This is a genomic window from Mesorhizobium sp. M0663 (assembly GCF_040320585.1).
Lineage (GTDB): Bacteria > Pseudomonadota > Alphaproteobacteria > Rhizobiales > Rhizobiaceae > Mesorhizobium.
This window is the reverse complement of record NZ_JAMYPX010000029.1, coordinates 26,072-43,120: the sequence shown is the minus strand read 5'-3', so window position 1 is coordinate 43,120 and position 17,049 is coordinate 26,072. Positions and strand designations below refer to the sequence as shown.

Sequence of the window (17,049 nt, the reverse complement as noted above, 5' to 3'; positions counted from 1 at the left end):
GTTTTTTCTCCCACCATGCTAGCGCCTGACTCAGCGCTTCAAAGGTATCTGTTTCAGACTCGAGACAGTGAAATCCGGCGCCAGCAGCGACGGATCGTTGAACGGCGGAACTCCCGTGGTCACCAGGACGGAGCATAGCCCGGCGCGTTTCCCGGCCTGTATATCCGTCGGTATCTGGTCGCCGATCATCAGCGTCGAGGCTCGATCCGTGCCGAGCCGCGATAGTGCAGCTTCGATCATGTGCACTTCCGGCTTTCCCACGATGATGGGCTTCACACGTGCGGCAGCCGAGACAGCGGTCAGACAGGCACCTGCCCCGGGCTCAAAACCCGTCGGAGTGGGCAACAGCAGGTCCGGATTGGTTCCAATCAGGATCGCGCCTTTAAGGATCGCGTCGACGGCGATCGTGAGCTTCTCGTAGGTGATTTCCCGGTCGAGCCCCATGACCACGACGCATGGGCGGCTGTCAGTGATCTCGAGCTCCGCATCGGTGATGGCCTTCTTCAGCGAAGGCGCTCCGATGACATAGGTCCGCGTCCCCGCGGGATAGGTTTGCCGGATCAGCTTCGCGGCGGTCACCGCGGACGTGACGACGTTCTCCTCCCCCGCCTCCAGTCCAAAGCCGCGCAGCTTCGAGACGACGTCGCCGGCCGTGTGGGTCGAGTTGTTGGTGACGAAGCAGAATGGAATGCGCTCGGCCTGCCAGGCCTTGAATGCCTCGACAGCATCTTCGATCGCATTCTTGCCACGATAGACGACGCCGTCGAGGTCGGAGACGATCCCCGTTATGCGCGGCCACGCAAGCGTTGAAACCATGTCAGCCATTCATCAACATCCCGCCGTTTACGTGAACGATCTGACCGGTAATGTAGGCGGCCGCGGGGCTCGCCAGGAAGACCGCCAGCCCGGCGACGTCTTCCGGCGACCCGACCCGCCCCAGGGGGATGCGGCCCGCATGCCTTGCTTCGGTTTCCTTCTTCGGGCGGCCGTGCATGGGCGTGTCGATGATCCCCGGAGCGACGCAATTCACGTTGACGCCGAGGTGGGCGCATTCATATGCGAGAAGTTTTGTGAGATCGTGGACGGCGGCCTTGGAGAAGCAGTAGTCGGCCCCGCCCGCCTGATAGTTGAATACGGCGCCCTGCGACGACAAGGATGATCCGATATTGACGATGCGTCCGCCGCCGTCACGGAGAAATCGGTGCACGACCAACTTGGAGCAGAGGAGCACCGCGTCGGAATTAATCCGCATAGTGCGGTCGATCTTGGCCTTATCGCCGGAAAGAAGCGACTCCGCCGATTTGATCCCGGCGTTGTTGACGAGGACATCGAGACGTCCGAAGCGCTCGGCGATGGCGTCAAGCACGCGGACGATGTCGTGCTCGCTCGTCACGTCCATGGCGAGCGTGACCGGTTTGCCGTTGGCTTCAAGCGTGCCGTAGGTCCGGGTGAGCGCCTCACTGCTAGCATCGGTCGCGACGACATTGGCGCCGCTCGCCAGAAAGGCGTTGACGATCGCGGCACCGATACCGCCGCCTGCGCCGGTGACGAGAACCGTCTTGCCGGACATCGTGAAAATTGGTGGTGTCATCGTATCTCCAGTAATGTTCTGTGGTTCAGGAACTCGTCGACAGCCTCTGCTGTGGGCATTGACGGCTGTGCGCCCCTTCTGGTCACGCAGAGCGCCGCGATGGCCATCGCCTGACGGACCGCTTCGCGGACAGGCACATTCCTGGCGAGCGCTGCCGCGAACCCTCCGTTGAAGGCATCGCCTGCCGCCGTGGCGTCGACCACGACCACAGGGAACGAAGGAAGGAGAAAGCTTTCCTCGCCGTTCGAATAGAACGCGCCGCGCTCTCCCAGGGTAATGAGGGCTGCCTTGGCTCCCAGTTCGAGTAGAATTTTCGCAGCTCGGGCTGCGCTCTGTGGATCGACGACTTCCACCCCTGTGAGTTCGAAGGTCTCTGACTCGTTGGGGGTGACGAAATCGACCTGCGACCAGGCCTCGCGAGAGAGCCCGGTGCGCACGGGGGCCGGATTGAAGATAAGGCGAAAGCCGAGCCTGGGCTTGAGCGCGAAAAGCTGCTCCAGCGCATCCACGGGCAGGCCCATTTCGGCGACCACGATGGACCCGGGCTCTATGTGATGAGCGACTTCGTCGATCACGGCCGCGGTGACATTCGCGTTCGCGCCGGGATCGATGATGATCATGTTGCTACCGTCGTCACCCACCATAACGAGCGCTGACCCCGAGGCCTCGCCCGACGCGATCTGGACCGCTTCGGTCAGGACCCCGGCGTCTGTCAGGGCGCGCATCAAGACGTCTCCCGCCTCATCATCGCCGAGGCGCGTGAAGAACTTTGGCCGCATACCAAGCTTCGCCGCGGCCACAGCTTGGTTGGCACCCTTGCCTCCGGGATGACGGACAAGAGAGCCGATCAAGCTTTCACCCAGCGTGGGTAGCCGTTCCACATTGAAGCACAAGTCGAGATTCGTGGTGCCGAAGAAGATCAGGGGGCAAGGGTTCATTTGACAGCTCCGAACGTCAGCCCGCGCTCAAGATGGCGCTGTCCTATGACGATCAGGATAACCGGCACGATCATGGTGACGACCAGCCCGGCGGCCATGACCGGATAGAACTGCACGCCAGGATTGAGAAGCTTCAGCAGCGCGACAGTGACAGGCGCCTTGGTTGAGCTCAACATCAGCCCGAGAGCGAAATTGTGCCAGGCAAGGAGGAACACCAGCAGGGACGCACCGATGAGACCTGGCTTCAGCAGCGGAAGAACTATGTGCAAGACGACACGAAACGGCTTCGCGCCATCGATCGCGGCGGCTTCTTCGATGTCTTTCGGGATGTCCTCGACATAGGACCGTGTCAGCCACACGATCATCGGCAGCGTCACGACCTGGTAGACCCAGATCATGCCTATGTAGGTGTCATAAAGGCCCAGGGACTGAAACAAGCTGAAGAGCGGGATCACCACCAAGAGAACGGGGGCGAAGCGAAACCCAAGGATGAAGAACGCGATGTCTTCCTTGTAGGGGATGTCGCGTCTGGCCAACACGTAGCCGGCAGGGACTCCCGCGATCAGAGAAACCACCACCGCGCCGAGCGCGATGACGACGCTGTTTATCACGGGTTTGAGGAAGTCGACTTTGATGGTTCCATAGCTCGTGGCGCCCGCCTGGGCCGCATCGAACAGGACGCGGAAATTGTCCATTGTGGGAGTGAAGACGAAGCTCGGAGGCCAAGCCATGACTTCGCTCTGCTGCTTCAAGGCCATCATGACGATCCACACGAGCGGAAATGCGAGCACGGCGACGCAGATCAGAACCATTACGTTGAGCACGATCCTGGTCGTGAGGGAGCGCGTGAAATCCATGGGTCTGGCTCCTATTGCACGCGGCGGCGAACCGCCCGCCAGAGCTTCACGGTAAAGAACGCGCCGATCAACACGATGAGCCAGTTGACGACCATCAAGGCCGCGCCGCGGCCGAATGTAAGGTTCTGAAAAGCCGTGATGTAGGCTTGCACGGAAAGCGCCGAGGTCGAGTTTCCCGGACCGCCCTGCGTGGTTCCGAAGATGATGTCAAACTGGTTCAGGGACTCGATAAGCCGAAAGATCGCGGCGATCAGGATGTGGGGCGCGACCAGCGGCAGCTCGATGTTGACAAATGTGGCCCATGCCTTCGCGCCATTGATGCGGGCGGCCTCGCGAATATCGTCCGTGATGCCCTGGAGCCCTGCGAAGATGATGAGCGCGAAGAACGGGGTGTAGGTCCAGACATCGATCATTATCACCGAAAGCAGTGCGGTCCTGGAATCCGAAATCCAGGCGAAAGGCGCCAGCCCGATCAGGGACATCAGATAGTTCATGATGCCGCTCTGCGGGTTCATCATCGTCGTCCACATCAACGCGACACTCATGGGTGGAAGGACGAGGGGAAGTAGGATGACCGAACGCAAAGCCCTGGCCATGAACACGCCGGAGGCGAACAGTCTCGCGATCGCGAGGCCCAGCAGAGCCTCCAACACGACCGATGAGAGGGCGTAAGTCACGGTGACGCGAACACTGTTCCAGAAATCAGCCGTCCTGCCGAGCGCTATAAAGTTGGCGAAGCCGACGAACTTAGCGATCGGCCGGCCCAGGCGAAGGTCAGTCAGAGATTGGTAGACACCATAGAAGAACAGGAGAAGGAAGCCGAGCAGGATAAGGACGGCTGGAAGGATGATTGCAAGGCTGAACCAGTCGATGGAACGCCCCTCCAGCGAAGCCGAACCGGACGAAGCGCGCGCGCCAGGTCCTTCGGCTGCCATCGGCACGCTAGGTTTAAGTGCTTGGGATGACACGGCGTGGTCTCCGTCGTTGGCGGGAACAGGGCAGTGCAATAGTACTGCCCTGTTCCTTTTGATCAGAGGCCAGCGCGGATTTCTTCGGCAAGCGCCCTCAACGTCGTCTCGACGTCATCGCCGTTTACCATCTTCTGCATCGCCACGGCCCATGCGTTCATGGCTTCGCCGAAGCCGACACGCGGTGTGAAAGCCAGCGCGGCGTGGTCCTGTGTCTTTTTGAAGCTGTCAACGAAGTTGTTGAACTCGGGCTGCGAAGCGTACTTAGTCCAGGTGTCGTCCTGCCAAGTCGACGTGCGCGGCGGATTGACGAGCTGGCCGGCACGGGCACCCTTGAGCGCCACCTGCTTGGAGGTGGCCCACTGCATGAACAGCCAGGCCGCGCCCTTCTTTTCGGAAGCCGCGTTCATGGCGAGAGCCCAGATCCAGATGTTAGAATCGAAGCTCGTGGCGTTCGGTGCGTGCAGCGGCGGAGCGAAGGCGATCTTGCCGGATGCCGGCTTCCCCGCAACATTGTTCCAGAAGCCGAACATATTTGAGTCGATCGCCATCGCGGTGCGGCCGGACGAGATGCCGTCCACGACCTGGTACCAGTTATCATTGGCGAAGGAAGGAGCCGCGCACTTCTTGATCATGTCCACGTAATCCTTGTGGAACGCGATCGATTCCGGCGAATCCAGTCCCGTGTCGAGCTTGCCGTCCGTGACGACAAAATCGTGGACACCATAGGAGCGGGCGATCGAGACTACGGCGGTGTGGATACTGCTCCAGAAACGCACGCCTCGCACCCCCAACGGCGTGATGGAAGGATCGGCGGCTTTGAGTTCTTCGCACGCCTTTGCCATTTCCGGCGGAGACGTCGGAACCGCGATGTTATACTTCTCCAAGATATCCTTGCGGTAGAACAGCTGGATGTTCTCAAATGCATGCGGGATTGCCCAGATCTGGCCGCCCTCCCCCGTTGCGATCTGACCGGCTTCCATCTTCCAGGTAAGCGCCGCACGCAGGCTCGGGAAGAAGTCGTTGTAGTCGTATCCAGCATCGGTAAGCTTCGGATCGCTCAGGTATTTGTCCAGCGGCTCCAGGGCGCCACTCGGAGCGAGGTCCCACGCGGGCTGAATGCCAGTGCCGAACACATCCCATGCTGGCGACTTCGTCGTCAGTTGGATCGTCATCTTGTTCCAGTAGGAATCGTCTGGGTAGAGTTCCGGCGTGACCTTGATGCCGGTCAGCTTCTCGAACTCCGGAAGTTGCGCAGCGAGAGCATCCGCATAGGGGTGGATGTCGTAGGCCCAAGTTATGCTGGTCCCTTCGAATTGACGCCAGTTTACGGTATCGGCAGCGGCCGAATTAGTGAGCGATGCCGAGACGGCAAAAAACGCCGAAGTCAAAAGCAAGCTGTTTGCGTAGTGACGCGCACCTGTAACGAGTACGGCGAATGAGCGACCCATGTAATCCTCCCTGGGGCATTTTACCAATTTTTGGGTCCACTCCTCCATCCCGAGTTCGCCCATAGCCACAATAAGCGGTTTCCAACCACCTCGCTCTGAATGCACCAGGCCAACTGGGTAAAAACGGGTAACCGGCACTTAAAGGCGTTGTAGTATCGCCACCAGAAATACTGCTCCGTGGTGCTGGCCTTTGCCTGGGGGCGCAACACGGCAACTACCCGCTCAAAACGGTTGGTCCTCTACCTCTTATTCACCGTCGCTTTCCTCGCGGCCTAACCCGGCCGGAATATCCCCTGCCAGAAGTTTGTCCTTCGACAGCAGCCCTGCGTCCTCGAGCGCCTCGAAATCGGGCAGGTCACGCAGCGTGTCGAGCCCGAACTGCGAGAGAAAATTTTTGGTCGTCACATAGGTGTAGGGCGCGCCGGGCTGCGGCGAACGCGGTCCCGAGGCGATCAGCTCCTGCGCGCGTAGCACGCCGATCAGGTCGCGCGACACCTCCTTGCCGAAGAAGCTGGAGAGCTCGCCACGGGTGATCGGCTGGAAGTAGGCAATGCACATCAAAACCAGCGCTTCAGATTGTGACAATTCTTTCGACCCCTGCCCCGCGGGCGTGCCGAATGCACCGCGGATGACGTCGGCAAAGGCCTTTTTGGTCCGGTGCTGCCAGCCGCCGGCGACCGCGACCAGCTCATAGGGGCGGCCGGCGAGCTCGGCGCGGATGTCGTCGATGACCAGCTCGAGATTGCAGCTTTTGCCGACGACGCGCGCCAGCACCTCGCGCGGTACCGGTTCGCTGGCCGCAAAGACCACCGCTTCGACACGGCCCATCCATTCTCGCCAGCGCAGCTCCGGCGGCAGGTGGTCCAGTTCCGTGTCGAGCAACACAGGCTGTCCGTTCGGCTTGCGGCGGGCAGACGCTTCGCTCATCGCTAGAGTCCGAACAGCCGAAAAGTGGTGCGGCCGGAAAGCTCGCGCACGGCATCGAGTTGTTGCAGCCGCTCGAACAGGCGTCGCGCCGCAAAGCGGGACAGGTTTTTGGTCGTCAGCGAGCCCGAAACGGCGTCTTCGTTGAGGAGCGAAAAGATCGCGTCGCCGGCACCCTTAGCGCGCAATTTTGGTGCGATGGCGATGAGCCTTTCGGCGCGACGCGACAAATCGGCGGCCAGCCGGCAGGCCGCCGCTGCCGCTGGAACCAGCGCGACGCAGACCGCGCGCTCAAAACTTTTTTCGCCGGGCCGGATGCGCTCGCCGCCGGGCTCGCGGCGAAAAGCCGGACCGAATGCCTGAGCCGTCAGGAGCGGCAGCGGCCGCGGCCAGCGCAGACTTTTTGCCAGCACCAGGTCGGCCAGCCACCAGGCAAATAGCTCGCAGTCTGGTCGCATGGCAACCACGTGAGCGGCGATCGCCGCGGCGGTGAACGGCGCCGGCCGCTGCAATCCCGCCAGTTTTTCGATCTCCGTGGAGAGGTTGGCGAGCGCTGCGTCGTCCCAATGGATTCCGATCTGGTCGACGATCTTTTCGAGCCGGTCGTGAGTGTCGACCGACGGCTGCATGGCCAACTGCCGCCAAGCGCCAAGAACTGCGCCGGCGGGGCCGGTATCGGCGCCGGCCGGGCGCAGGTACCAAGCGTCGCGCAGCGCGGCCTCGTCTTCTGAGCGGCCGGCGAGCCGCATGCTGGCGGCGGCGCAGCGAAGCGCCAGCCGCTGGCGCCAGGCGTTGGACCACGAAGGCTCCGCCCTGGCGAGGCTGTCGAGCGAAGCCAACGCGGCGCCGGCCTGGAAGGCGGCGTCAGCATCGTTGAGAGCGCCGCCATGAGCGAGCGCCCAAGCCGGGACGATCGGCGGCGCGATGGCGGCGGGGCTGGTGGTCGCGGGATCGAGGCGAATCATGGTTTGGAGGGTAAAGTGCCCGTGCGCTTTGCGCCATGATCTTCGCGCCAAAACGCACAGCCTGTCGGATCAGCACAATGAACGATAATGTTGCCTTATCGTTTGTTTTGTCCTTACGTTAGAAATGGCCGTTGTCGCCCGCGTTTCAACGGTCGCAGGAGAGTGTCAGCGACCTTTTTGAAGACTGGTGGTCATTAAAGGAGGGTGGACGATCACGGTGCACGGGCATATCTGCCACAGACGCTTTCAACCCTGCGGGCGCAAGTCTGTCACCGGCCGGTAGAAGATCACACGCACCGACGGAACAAGCTGGTTGAGGTAATCGAAATCCCGAACATTGCCGGTCAGGACCGTCGCGCCCAGCAGACCGGCCTGGTGAAAGATCAGCGCATCGTTGAGGAAGCGGCGTTCATGCCCCTCCCCTTTCGGCAGACGGCTCAGCCGGAACAGCAGGCCGGCAAGCATGCCGGCGCGTCCCCAGGCGGTGGCGTCGGGTGCATGCAGCCGGTGCACTGGAATGTCTTCAATCGTGCCTGCAACCACTTTCAGGACCGACTTCGTCGTGGGGTGCGCTGGGTCGAGCCGGCCGAACAGGTGGCTGAGCTCGGCAAGGCAGACGGCCGAGTGCTGACAGAGCCGATAGGTCAGAAGGTCATCGACCACTTCGGGCGTGCGTCCCTGCAGGACATTCAGATAGACACTAGTGTCGAGAAGCAGTGCACCGCCGACAGGCGGCTGGTCCGCTGCCCAGGACAGAGCGGAATCCGGCCGCCGTTCCAGCCCCCCAGCACGCCGCTGTGGTTTGAGGGAACGCAGTGCGCTCCCGAGATCAAACGCCAAGATCAATGTCCGCGGAGATGCTGCCCTTGCGGCGGACGAGCCGGGCGCCAAAATCGTCCTCGAGGGCTAGCCGCGACAAGGCGAGCTCCAGCAGTTCGGTGTCGGAACTCACATGAGCGCGCTTCTTTGCCGCCTCGATCAATTCCGATGGTACCCTGCCCGACAGGCGTGTGTTCTTGGCCGCGCCGAGAAGGCCGACCGCCCTCGCCTGCTCAAGCACCAGACGGTTCCGGGTGTGGGCGATTCGCTCCTCGCTTTCGGCTGCCGTTGCGCCACGTATGCTCATCCTGGATTCTCCTCTGTTGAACGAAACATAAAGGATGTTGAACATGAAAGCAAGGATCGGCACTGAGAAAGAAGGCCCTAAGCCCTAAGAGGGTCATCACTGGATCGGACATGGCACGTCACCCAATGATGCGATAACCGGAACCAGCCGGTTGCCCGTACGCGACCGGACGCAAATCTCGGGAGCTATTGGTCAAGCACCTCGCGGTGGACAATTGGGCGCTTTGGTCGCACGTTGGGGCTCTCAGAATCGCACCACTGTGACATTCAAATGATCGAGAGTTTCGATGGGCAGTCCCCGTAATTTCATGACGCCCATCGACGCGGTCGACACCAGCGACCTGCCTGACATTGTCGACGTCGTCATGGAATGGGGCACCCGGATGAAGCTCCCTCCCCTCCCACGCAGGTCCTCGACTCGCGACAAGCATCACTGCCTGCGCATCTCGAAAGCTCGCCGACCGCGCGCGCGATTACGTCGAGGCGGCGAGTTCGGCAAACACCCGTCGCGCTTAGGCCGCCGACTGGAAGCATTTTTGCGCCTGGTGCCGGCGCCAGGCGTTTGATCCGCTGCCGCCAGATCCACAAGTCGTCGGCCTCTACATCACGGCCCAGGCCTCAGGATCGGAACGGGACAAAAAGTCTGTGTCGACCATTGAGCGCCGCCTGTCGTCGCTGACCTGGAACTATACGCAACGCGGTCAACCGCTCGACCGGAAGGACCGGCATATCGCCACCGTGCTCGCCGGTATCCGCAATAAACACGCCTCCCCTCCCCGTTAAAAGGAAGCCATCCTGCGCGACGATCTTGTCGCCATGCTGGAAACGCTCGATCGTGGCACGCTGCGCGGTCTGCGCGGCCACGCCATGTTGCTTTTGGGCTTCGCCGGCGGCTTGCGCCGCTCCGAAATCGTGGGCCTCGATGTTGCGCGCGATCAAACCGAGGACGGCTGCGGCTGGATTGAATTTTTCCCGGACTAGGGCGTGCTGGTTACGCTGCGAGGCAAGACCGGCTGGCGCGAGGTCGAGATTGGCCGCGGCTCGTCCGATGCCACCTGCCCGGTCGTCGCCCTGCAGACCTGGCTGAAGCTGGCCCGCATCGCGCACGGCCCCCTCTTCCGCCGCGTCACGGGGCAGGGCAAAGCTGTGGAGGCCGAGCGGCTCAACGATCAGGAGGTGGCGCGGCTGGTCAAACGCGCGGCCTTGGCCGCCGGCGTGCGCGGTGATCTTTCCGAGGGCGAGCGCGGCCAAAAGTTTTCGGGCTACTCGTTGCGTTCCGGCCTCGCGTCCTCTGCCGAGGTTGACGAGCGCTACGTGCAGAAGCAGCTTGGTCACGCATCGGCAGAGATGACACGCAAATACCAGCGCCGGCGCGATCGCTTCCGCGTCAATCTAAGTAAGGCGTCAGGATTGTAGAGTGCGGTACGCCCCCCAGCCGCGGGTGACTCTGGATGCGCCGATCCACCCCGGCGCCACAGATCCAACCCTCAAGTTGATGGGTTTCTAAGGTTTATTGGAGCGGCGCAAGCCTCCAGCTTGAAGAGCTGTTCCCAGCTGGGAACTCAAAGTACGGGTTGTGCGAGAAGTTTGCTTCTCGATGAGTTCTCCAGGATCCTTCGCCGACACTTGGACTTAGCCCCCGAGGGAAGTTGCCTGGCGGCTGCAGGAGCCTCTTGCTCGACGCTGGAGGAAAGCGCGCGTGGACAGGACGCCCACGTGCCAAACGGTGCTGATTGCTGTCAAATCGCGTGCGTCGCCTGGCGATAGATCCTAGCCGCTGAGTTGCCATTCGCGAGAGTCGCTCGGCCCGGAGGGAATGCCTCGTTGCAGGGTAGGGGCCGTGGGGCGTCTAACTTGTCAGCCTAGGGGGCGATCACCGAAGTGACATCGGAAGCGGCGCGGCATGGCTGCATCACAAACACAACCCATCGTCTCCAACGCAAAGGATGGTGACCCCCCTGGACTGCGCGAGCTCAGTGTCTCCTTCACAACGGGAATTTCGCCGCCGCGCCAATGTGGGGGGAGGGGGGATCTCTCCATGCGCCGAAACTTGCCTGCGCTTTTGTAAGGTCGCTGGCCGCCGTACGCGGAAGCCAGAGGGCAATCGGTACACCAACGTCGACTATCTACGAGAACAAAACGGGCAACGGGGCTCGCCCGTGCCCCATGCTGCGTGACCAACTTCATAGCTGTCGTTTTCAATGCCTGATGCGCGACTTTGACGGCACAGGGAAGCCAGCGATAACGAAAAGTTCCCAGCTGGGAACTGCCCTGTGTCCATTTGCTCGAATGCTCCGAATCGGGCATACCTCCAGTAACGGAAAAACCGCGTAATTCGAAAAGTTGGCGTAGTTGGCGTGGCGTTAACAGCTTGTTAACCACAGTCGCTATCAATAGGCGCTGGGTGCAAGAGGAGAATCTGGGTGACGCGGCATCTAAGTAGCCTTCAGTTCATGAATACCTTTTCGACGAAACTCGAGAAGGCACTCAACAATCTTTCGCTGGCTCAGTATCCTCCTGATGCGATGCGTACGATGCGCAAATTCACTTCGACGGAAGTGGCAGCATTGCTAGGAGTGACCGAAGCTTACATAAGGCAGGTCTCCTTGAAAGGGCAGGGACCTGAGCCAGAGACAACGACCACCGGAAAGCGCCTATATTCTGTGGAGCAGGTGCTGGACCTTCGGATGCACCTGGCGGAAAAGGCACGGAAGAAATGGATCAATCCTCGTCGTGTTAAAGGCGAGGATTGCCAGATCATCGCGATCACGAACTTCAAAGGGGGATCGTCCAAGACAGCGACCACTATTCACTTGGGTCATTGGTTGGCACTACGTGGATATCGCGTTCTAGCAGTCGACATGGATCCCCAGGCGTCGTTAACAAGTCTGCAAGGAGCGTTACCCGGATTTGACTACCGAGAGGGTGACACCCTTTACTCAGCGATTCGGTTTGATGATCCGGTGCCAACGGAAAAGATTATTCATCAGACGCATATCATCGGATTCGACGTCATCTGCGCCGGTCTTGAGCTGACAGAATTCGAGACGGCCGTCACCCTTGAGATGCGCAAGAGCGGTGGAACCAGTTTTCTGCTTCGAGTGTCACAGGCCCTCGAACAGATCGTCGACAACTACGACATCGTTCTTCTCGACTGTGCGCCGTCACTCAATTTCCTGACACTTTCGTCGCTCACTGCCGCTACCGGAGTCCTAATCCCAGTTCCAGCGCACATGCTCGATGTCGACTCCACAGGGAAGTTTTTGGAGTTGGCCGCATCTTATATGCAAATCCTGGATGAGGCTGGTGCAGGCGCACGTTGGGATTTCGCCAAATTCCTCATCACAAAGTTTGAGGCCAACGACCACCCGCAAGCCAACATGCAGGCCCTAATGCGCCAAGTGTTTGGCGAGGATTTACTTCTGAATTCGGTCTCCAAATCCACTGCGGTTGCGGACGCTCTCACTTGGAAGCAGAGCCTCTATGAAGTGCAACGATCGAGGTTTTCGGCACCTAAAACTTATGATCGTGCAATCGAATCGATCAATGCCGCGAACGCGGAAATAGAAAGCCTCATCACAATGGCATGGAGGCGTGAACAGTGAGCCGTAAAGATTCTAAGGGCATGTTTGCTGCTGTTTTGGGGCAACTCGGGGAGGACAATTCGGAGGAGGGCGTCAGCCGCCGCACGTCATCGCCGCACCTGATGAAGGTGGCGGCTGGTGTTCGCCAAATGCAAGAGCGTAGCGATATCGCCGACAAGTTACTGAAGTCAGGCGAACAGATCATTGAACTCGATCCCGACAAAATACGGCCGTCGTGTATCACCGATCGATATGATGACGCCTACGAGATTTCCGCCATTGCTGAGATCACTGAATCCATGCGGGAGCGCGGTCAGATTGTGCCTGGATTGGTTCGGCCAGTGCAAGGCAAGGATGGCGAGTTTCAAATCGTCTATGGTCGCAGAAGATTAGCGGCAGCTAAGCAGCTTGGGATCGGATTCAAAGCGGCCGTCCGCGAGTTAACTGATGAACAAGCAGTCATTTTCCAAGGCGAAGAAAACACCGCTCGAGAGGATCTTTCATACATTGAAAAGTGCGCTTTTGCGCTTGCGCAGCAGGAAGCGGGATACAAACGGGACACCATCTGCGCTTCGCTGTCGACAGGAAAATCGCATGTCTCCGAGATGATCAAAATCGCCTCATCGGTCGACAAGGAGATACTGCAATCGATTGGTAAAGCTCCCGGGATTGGTCGAGGACGATGGCAGGAATTCTCGAACCGCTATTCCATAGACGGCTCACTCGCAAAAGCTTTCGATCTTACTCGCAAAAACAAATTCCGCGACGCAACGTCCGACGACAGATTCATTATTCTGCTTGAGACGCTTCCATCGGATCATAATGCGATCAAAGAACCTGCGGGTCCGGCCAAGCCATCAAAGCCCAAGACTGCTATGAAATCCTGGGCTGCTCCAGACAAAACAGTCAGCGTCAGCCTCAAAGACAACGGAAAAACTACCATGATTGCCGTGGGAGAGGCTGAAGGATCGCGTTTCGCAGCGTTTATCGCCGGACAACTGGACGACCTGTTTGAGGCCTTTCGGAAGTCCATCACGAAACAAGGAGTCTGAAACCGCAAAAGAAAAAGGCCCCCAAACGGCAAGCCGTGGAAGCCTCTCTCTGAACTAAGCACTCTGAGAATCGCATCTCCACGAATCACTGTCAAGAGTCATTGGCGTCGTTTTGGCGAGCAGGTTTCTTTTGCCTAATCGAGGGTGAAAGAAAATGGAGACGAATATTGCAACGACGCCCTTTGGGCGGCGACCGATGACGCTTGGCATGATTTCAAGCCAAGTCACCGCAAGGGCGGTGCCGAAGGACGCGACCGTCCACAAATGGCATGTCTTCCAAGATATCAAGGACGCCAGGATCGCTCTGGGCGCCACCGATCGCGCTCTGGCTATTCTCGACGCGCTGTTGTCGTTCCATCCGGACACGGCGCTTTATGGCGACAGCGAACTGGTTGTATGGCCATCCAACGAGCAGCTGATCCGCCGCGCCAACGGAATGCCCCCAACGACGTTACGGCGGCACCTGGCCGTTCTGGTCGAGTGCGGCTTGATCATCCGTCGGGACAGCCCAAACGGCAAGCGCTTCGCCCGGAAGGGTCAGGGGGGCGAGATCGAGCAGGCCTATGGCTTTGACATCTCGCCGATCGTGGCGCGCGCTGAGGAGTTCAAGAATCTTGCGGAAGCGGTCAGATCTGAGAAGAAGGCCTTTCGTCTCGTTAAGGAGCGGCTAACCATATGCCGCCGTGACATCGTCAAGATGATCGACGCCGGGATTGAGGAAGGCGTGCCGGCGAACTGGGGCAGGGTCCAGCAGGCCTACCAGGCGATTGTCGGCCAAATACCACGCACCGCGCCCAGGCAAACCTTCGAGGCGATTGCCGAGGAGCTAGAAGGCCTTTGGGCTGAAGTGCGTGAAGCATTGGAATCATTTGTAAAAACACAAAAAGCGGACGCCAATGAGTCCCGAAATGGACGCCACATACAGAATTCAAAACCAGACTCTAAATTTGAATCTGAAAGTGGCTTAGGAAATAAAGATGAAGCGGGCGCCAACGTTGCGGACACCGACAACGTACGCAGCCTGCCGAAGCGCGAGCTGCCGTTAGGGATCGTGCTGGATGCCTGCCCGAACATGCTTTGGCTGGTGAAGGGCGGCGGCGGAATTCGCAATTGGCGTGAATTTCTGGCCGCGGCCGAGGTTGCCCGGCCGACCATGGGCATCAGCCCGAGCGCCTGGGAGGAAGCGCGAACGGCAATGGGTGAGCAGCAGGCGGCGATTACCATTGCTGCGATCTACCAGCGACAGGACCAGATCAACAGCGCCGGTGGATATTTGCGCAGCTTGACGGACCGGGCAAAGGCCGGAAAGTTCTCGGTCTGGCCGATGGTGATGGCCTTGTTGCGGGCAAAGCTTGACGCGTCGAAAGCTGCCGGAAACGGAGCTGAAGCCGCTGCCGTCGATTTGGAGACGGCAGGCAAGGTTGTGCGCACCGAATCCCGGCTGGAAATCAGCGATGCGTTGCGCCGCAGCCTCGACAAGCCGGGGCGCGGATCATGATCAGCCGGCGGGTTTCGATCCACACTATGACATGGACGGTGGCCGCAGCGCTTGTCGGGACGAGCGTCTTATGAGAGCATCGAAGGCATGAAAAACGAACACGACCCGGAACCGACGCCCGATGAAACCGCCGGGATGGTGTGGTGGAATTCGCTTACCGAATCCGATCGTGCGGCTTGGCTGGCGCGGGCCGGCAGCGCTGTTCCGGCTGATGCCTGGGCCGCGTACAAGCGGCTCGGGAATGTTGAGCGTCAGCCACGGACCGTAAACTGAGGACTGTTCTGCAGCGGGATGACGGTCAGCTCGCGGGTAGTTCGGCGACGAGTCCAAGCCGGCGGGCTCGATCGAGCAGGTTCTTGACTGAGGAGGCAGACCATTTTGCGCTTCCTCGTGGGGTTCGCTCATGCAGACGCTCGAGCTGGCCAGCGATGTCGCGGAGCGACAGATCTGGGTTAGACTGCGAAATCCCTGCCACAAGAGTCATCAGGCGATCTTCGGGAGCCAGAGGAGACGCCCGCTTTAGCAGTGTGGATTCGGCCAGGTGCTCGGTGACGAGCCACCTCACTGCCCGCCGCAGTCGTTCAGGCGTCCAGTCGAGGCCGCGCTGCTTCAGGACCCGAGCGATGTCGTCCCAGTTATGGTCTGGTCGCATCCGGCGGACCGTCGGAAGCCATTGGTTCATAGTTGATTGTAGCCGTCGGCCATAAGCCGCCTTTTGTATCGCGGTCATTTTCGCCAGGGCTTCGGGCCTGCGCTCCCGGATACCAGGATTGCCTGGCAGCCGCCCCTTCGATCGTGCAGCGATGATGCCGGCCTTGGTCCGCTCCGAAATCAGCGCACGCTCGAGCTGGGCAACGGCGCCGAGTACCTGTAGCGAAAACATGCCCTGTGGCGTCGACGTGTCGATTGGATCTCGGAGAGATCGGAAATGCGCGCCCTTCTCAGTCAGATCCTCGATCACCTGTAGAAGATGGCTGACCGAGCGCGCAAGGCGATCGAGACGCACGACGACCAGGACATCGCCGGCGCTGATGTCGCTCATCAATTGCAGTAGGGCAGGGCGAGCTCTCGACGCACCGGATCCATGTTCCTGAACGACGACGTCGCAGCCCGCCGATCGCAGGTCAATCTCCTGCGCTCCCGTCGCTTGTTCGTCCGTCGACACGCGCGCGTAGCCGATTTGCCGGCCCTTTGGCCAACAGGCCGGACTGGGCGCTGAGCCCGAACGGCCTAAGACAATTGCGCGGGCGTGGCGGTAGCACCCCGGACGCTCTGCCACCGGAGATTCATGCGACGGTAGCGGAGGGCGCCGGCGATGAAGAGGCGGACGAGTCGGCCAATGACGACCTGAACGATGGCTTCGGCGCCGAATTTGCTGCCATCGATGCGGTGCTCGATCGCACGCGGAATGTGCTCGACAGGCTCGCAGCAGCGCCGGTGTCACGACCGCAACAGGTCCCGATGGGCGAAAGAAATCCGCTCGTCTACGATTCCGATTGGGACGAGGAGGAACGGCTGTCGGACTGGCGGGCCGTGTTGAACCGGGCCACGGGCCAGCCGCCCGTGCTGAGCGCTGCCCTGCTATGGGATGCGTGGGAAACAAAAGAACCGCTGCAGCATCTGCCCTGGCTCGGACACCTGCTCGTGGGCGCCATGCTCAGGCAGGTCGGAAAAACGACCGCCCACCTGATCTGTCTCAACACCGGGCTGCGCGCCATTTCGCGCGACAGGCGGCGCGCCCGCGACAGGACGGCGCGGCTGATCGGATTCCTCGACGGAGTCACCGAAGCCGCTGTCTCCGGACTGAAGGAGCACGATCGGCTGATACTGGCCAGGGAGCAGATGGCACGACGCCTGCGCGACCGGCGCGGACATTCGAAGCTGCCGCGCCTCGTCGATCTTGTGCTTGCCCGGCCGCTCGTCTCCAGCGCGATGATCGAAAGGAAGCTGAAGGTGTCGACGCGAGGGGCGCTTAATCTCGTCGCCGAGCTCGGCCTGCGCGAAGTCACCGGCAGGGGACGCTACCGTGCATGGGGCATCCTCTAATAGCTGCTGTCCGTGAAGATCGTCTGCCACGCCGGCAGTGCGACCGGCAT

General features: G+C 60.5%; 16 protein-coding genes and 1 pseudogene. 6 read left to right on the top strand and 11 right to left on the bottom strand.

Annotated features, from left to right (window positions below):
• Positions 1–30: 30 nt before the first annotated feature.
• The 10 genes from NKI54_RS30085 to NKI54_RS30040 all read right to left on the bottom strand — a co-directional run bounded on the left by NKI54_RS30085 (position 31) and on the right by NKI54_RS30040 (position 8,820).
• Positions 31–825, bottom strand: a complete 795-nt coding sequence (locus NKI54_RS30085) for an HAD-IIA family hydrolase (RefSeq protein WP_352693298.1) — start codon at positions 823–825, stop codon at positions 31–33.
• A complete protein-coding gene (locus NKI54_RS30080) occupies positions 818–1,591 on the bottom strand; it encodes an SDR family NAD(P)-dependent oxidoreductase (RefSeq protein WP_352693296.1) in 774 nt (257 codons plus the stop codon). Before NKI54_RS30080 ends, NKI54_RS30085 begins: the two co-directional genes overlap by 8 nt.
• On the bottom strand, positions 1,588–2,529 hold the full coding sequence (locus NKI54_RS30075; RefSeq protein ID WP_352693294.1) for a ribokinase: 942 nt from the start codon (positions 2,527–2,529) through the stop codon (positions 1,588–1,590). The genes NKI54_RS30080 and NKI54_RS30075 overlap by 4 nt, the downstream gene beginning before the upstream one ends.
• Positions 2,526–3,386 (bottom strand): carbohydrate ABC transporter permease, encoded by an 861-nt coding sequence (locus NKI54_RS30070; RefSeq protein WP_352693292.1) that lies wholly within the window; start codon positions 3,384–3,386, stop codon positions 2,526–2,528. The genes NKI54_RS30075 and NKI54_RS30070 overlap by 4 nt, the downstream gene beginning before the upstream one ends.
• Before the next feature lie 11 nt (positions 3,387–3,397).
• The gene (locus NKI54_RS30065) at positions 3,398–4,321 is read right to left on the bottom strand and encodes a carbohydrate ABC transporter permease (protein ID WP_352693323.1); all 924 of its coding nucleotides are present in this window, start codon (positions 4,319–4,321) and stop codon (positions 3,398–3,400) included.
• A 95-nt stretch (positions 4,322–4,416) separates the two neighbouring features.
• Positions 4,417–5,868, bottom strand: a complete 1,452-nt coding sequence (locus tag NKI54_RS30060; protein ID WP_352693321.1) for an ABC transporter substrate-binding protein — start codon at positions 5,866–5,868, stop codon at positions 4,417–4,419.
• A gap of 183 nt (positions 5,869–6,051) precedes the next feature.
• Positions 6,052–6,732 (bottom strand): SMC-Scp complex subunit ScpB, encoded by a 681-nt coding sequence (gene scpB, locus NKI54_RS30055; protein ID WP_352693291.1) that lies wholly within the window; start codon positions 6,730–6,732, stop codon positions 6,052–6,054.
• Positions 6,733–6,734: 2 nt separating this feature from the next.
• Positions 6,735–7,694, bottom strand: a complete 960-nt coding sequence (locus NKI54_RS30050; protein ID WP_352693289.1) for a DUF1403 family protein — start codon at positions 7,692–7,694, stop codon at positions 6,735–6,737.
• Positions 7,695–7,940: 246 nt separating this feature from the next.
• The gene (locus NKI54_RS30045) at positions 7,941–8,534 is read right to left on the bottom strand and encodes a type II toxin-antitoxin system VapC family toxin (RefSeq protein ID WP_352693288.1); all 594 of its coding nucleotides are present in this window, start codon (positions 8,532–8,534) and stop codon (positions 7,941–7,943) included.
• On the bottom strand, positions 8,524–8,820 hold the full coding sequence (locus NKI54_RS30040; RefSeq protein WP_023749475.1) for a hypothetical protein: 297 nt from the start codon (positions 8,818–8,820) through the stop codon (positions 8,524–8,526). Before NKI54_RS30040 ends, NKI54_RS30045 begins: the two co-directional genes overlap by 11 nt.
• A 286-nt stretch (positions 8,821–9,106) precedes the next feature.
• Here NKI54_RS30040 and NKI54_RS30035 point away from each other — a divergent pair.
• The 5 genes and pseudogenes from NKI54_RS30035 (at position 9,107) to NKI54_RS30015 (ending at position 15,226) form a co-directional block, all read left to right on the top strand.
• Positions 9,107–10,235, top strand: a pseudogene (locus NKI54_RS30035) (site-specific integrase).
• Between the two features lie 1,007 nt (positions 10,236–11,242).
• The gene (gene repA / locus NKI54_RS30030; RefSeq protein ID WP_352693287.1) at positions 11,243–12,424 is read left to right on the top strand and encodes a plasmid partitioning protein RepA; all 1,182 of its coding nucleotides are present in this window, start codon (positions 11,243–11,245) and stop codon (positions 12,422–12,424) included.
• The gene (repB, locus tag NKI54_RS30025) at positions 12,421–13,455 is read left to right on the top strand and encodes a plasmid partitioning protein RepB (RefSeq protein WP_352693286.1); all 1,035 of its coding nucleotides are present in this window, start codon (positions 12,421–12,423) and stop codon (positions 13,453–13,455) included. Before repA ends, repB begins: the two co-directional genes overlap by 4 nt.
• Before the next feature lie 154 nt (positions 13,456–13,609).
• Complete coding sequence (gene repC / locus NKI54_RS30020; protein WP_352693284.1) at positions 13,610–14,953, top strand: plasmid replication protein RepC; 1,344 nt, start codon at positions 13,610–13,612, stop codon at positions 14,951–14,953.
• Positions 14,954–15,040: 87 nt separating this feature from the next.
• On the top strand, positions 15,041–15,226 hold the full coding sequence (locus NKI54_RS30015; RefSeq protein WP_292328594.1) for a hypothetical protein: 186 nt from the start codon (positions 15,041–15,043) through the stop codon (positions 15,224–15,226).
• A 25-nt stretch (positions 15,227–15,251) separates the two neighbouring features.
• On the opposite strand, the gene NKI54_RS30010 is transcribed toward NKI54_RS30015, so the two are convergent.
• Entirely contained in the window at positions 15,252–16,193 is a 942-nt protein-coding gene (locus tag NKI54_RS30010) for a recombinase family protein (RefSeq protein ID WP_352693318.1), read from the bottom strand.
• Here NKI54_RS30010 and NKI54_RS30005 point away from each other — a divergent pair.
• A complete protein-coding gene (locus NKI54_RS30005) occupies positions 16,145–16,999 on the top strand; it encodes an RHE_PE00001 family protein (protein WP_352693282.1) in 855 nt (284 codons plus the stop codon). The genes NKI54_RS30010 and NKI54_RS30005 overlap by 49 nt on opposite strands.
• Positions 17,000–17,049 lie beyond the last annotated feature (50 nt).

What these genes read in the sequence shown, in the direction of transcription:
- NKI54_RS30040 (WP_023749475.1), bottom strand. Translation starts at nt 8,820, where the DNA reads ATGAGCATACGTGGCGCAACGGCAGCCGAAAGCGAGGAGCGAATCGCC.
- NKI54_RS30050 (WP_352693289.1), bottom strand. Translation starts at nt 7,694, where the DNA reads ATGATTCGCCTCGATCCCGCGACCACCAGCCCCGCCGCCATCGCGCCG.
- NKI54_RS30060 (WP_352693321.1), bottom strand. Translation starts at nt 5,868, where the DNA reads ATGGGCGAACTCGGGATGGAGGAGTGGACCCAAAAATTGGTAAAATGC.
- scpB (WP_352693291.1), bottom strand. Translation starts at nt 6,732, where the DNA reads ATGAGCGAAGCGTCTGCCCGCCGCAAGCCGAACGGACAGCCTGTGTTG.
- repC (WP_352693284.1), top strand. Translation starts at nt 13,610, where the DNA reads ATGGAGACGAATATTGCAACGACGCCCTTTGGGCGGCGACCGATGACG.
- NKI54_RS30080 (WP_352693296.1), bottom strand. Translation starts at nt 1,591, where the DNA reads ATGACACCACCAATTTTCACGATGTCCGGCAAGACGGTTCTCGTCACC.
- NKI54_RS30065 (WP_352693323.1), bottom strand. Translation starts at nt 4,321, where the DNA reads ATGGCAGCCGAAGGACCTGGCGCGCGCGCTTCGTCCGGTTCGGCTTCG.
- NKI54_RS30015 (WP_292328594.1), top strand. Translation starts at nt 15,041, where the DNA reads ATGAAAAACGAACACGACCCGGAACCGACGCCCGATGAAACCGCCGGG.
- NKI54_RS30085 (WP_352693298.1), bottom strand. Translation starts at nt 825, where the DNA reads ATGGCTGACATGGTTTCAACGCTTGCGTGGCCGCGCATAACGGGGATC.
- NKI54_RS30075 (WP_352693294.1), bottom strand. Translation starts at nt 2,529, where the DNA reads ATGAACCCTTGCCCCCTGATCTTCTTCGGCACCACGAATCTCGACTTG.
- NKI54_RS30070 (WP_352693292.1), bottom strand. Translation starts at nt 3,386, where the DNA reads ATGGATTTCACGCGCTCCCTCACGACCAGGATCGTGCTCAACGTAATG.